This is a genomic window from Arthrobacter sp. Y3223164 (assembly GCF_059091005.1).
Genome location: NZ_JBNHGF010000506.1, coordinates 1 through 1699, shown reverse-complemented (window position 1 = coordinate 1699; position 1699 = coordinate 1). Strand labels below are relative to the sequence as shown.

The following is a 1699-nucleotide window of genomic DNA, read 5'->3' as shown; positions in this document are numbered from 1 at the left end:
GTGAGGGAATCCGCCGTGCCCATCCGCGCGGCCAGCACGCGCACCCGTTCGGGCAGCTGCCCAAGGTTTCCGTCGGCTGCCACCAGCCGGGCTGCCTCCACCTGGCCGCGGGCAACCAGCTTGGCGACGACGGAGCCCAGCACCGTCGTCGTCCCCAGCAGCTCCTCGCGCTGCTGAGCCTTCAGGGCCAGCAGAACGCAGACCGTCGTGATGATCTGCCGATCGGCCTTGGTCAGGGTCCGGCCGGGGCCGATGGCCAGGAAGCCGTCGATCCGCCGTCCGACGAGGATCGGATACTCGACGACGGGAGCGCCGTGCAGCCAGAAGGTAGCGGCGGAATGGGTGCCGGCAACGTTGAGTCGCGTGGTTTCCAGTCTGAGGTGCGGCAGCAACGGCAGCGCACTGGCCGGCCACACGGTGGCCTCCGTCCCGGCGTCCGCGGGCAGGTAGGCCGCCCAGCCACCCAGCGCCTGGGCCAGCCCCTGCACGACCGACGGCAGGGCATCCGGACGCATCGTCGCCCGGGCCAAAGCGGTCTGCGTTCCCAGGTTCGCTATCAGGTCGGCCTGGTCGCTCCGCGAGGCCAATTCCCAAAACATCCGCGAGACGTCCAGGAACGGAACGCCGTCGGGGACCACCAACAACTCCACGCCCTCGGCGGAGCAGGCCCGGACCAGCTCCGGCGGCACGCTGTCCAGCCCCTCCCCCAGCCCCAGGCCAAGGGCGGCGACCCCTTTGGCTGCCAGCCGCCGCACGTACCCGTCCACGGCGGCGGCACTTCCGCTGAGCGGGATGCCGGTGGTCAGCAGCAGCTCGCCGCCCTCCAGGTAGGCACCCGGGTCCGCCAGCTCGGACACATGGACACCGGAAAGCTGGATCCCCGGCACCGGTCCGGGAACCGCGGGCCTGAGCGAATCTCCGAGTTCATGGCTGAGCTGCGCAAGGGAAACCATGGACTGATTATCCAACACCACCGGGGGCATTTGGGCAGAACATCCGATGACCCCGTGCCCACCGCGCGTTTAGCGTTGCCCTATGACCGATGTGCTCACTTCCGCGGCCGGCGCGGCCGCCGCCACGCTCCCCCAGTCCCGCCACCTGGCGACCGCCATCCCCGGCCCCCGTTCCCAGGCGTTGCACCGGGACCGGCTTGCCCACGTCAGCGACGGCTTCGGCATCGTCCTGCCGGTCTTCGTCGAGAAGGCGGACGGCGGCATCCTGCAGGATGTGGACGGAAACCGCCTGATCGACTTCGCCTCCGGCATCGCCGTGACCAGCATCGGCGCCAGCCATCCCCGGGTCCGCGAGCGGGTGGCCGCGCAGCTGGAGAGGTTCACCCACACCTGCTTCATGGTCACCGAGTACCAGTCCTTCACCGAGGTGGCCAAGTGGCTCAACGAGCACACCCCGGGCGATTTCGAGAAGCGCACCGCGCTGTTCTCCACCGGTGCCGAGGCCGTGGAAAACGCGGTCAAGATCGCGCGTTCGGCCACCGGCCGCAGCAGGGTGCTGGTCTTTGACGAGGCGTACCACGGCCGCTCCCTGCTGACCATGGCGATGACCGCCAAGGAGAACCCGTACCGGCTGCACTTTGGGCCCTTCCCGGCAGAGATCGTCCGGGCCGCCTCGGCCAATCCCCTGCGCCCGGCGGCACAGCACGACGGCGGGGTCCCCGCCTCGGCCGCGGACGTCACCGCGG

Annotated in this window: 2 protein-coding genes; one reads left to right on the top strand and one right to left on the bottom strand. The window is 70.3% G+C overall.

The features are described 5' to 3' along the window. Window positions 1-953 (bottom strand): PucR family transcriptional regulator ligand-binding domain-containing protein (locus AC5RUJ_RS15870; RefSeq protein WP_494156198.1); only part of this gene is annotated, 953 nt, incomplete at its 3' end. Window positions 954-1035: 82 nt separating this feature from the next. Between AC5RUJ_RS15870 and AC5RUJ_RS15865 the strand changes: the two genes are divergently transcribed. Next, the coding region (locus tag AC5RUJ_RS15865; protein WP_494156197.1) for an aminotransferase class III-fold pyridoxal phosphate-dependent enzyme at window positions 1036-1699 on the top strand (664 nt) is incomplete at its 3' end.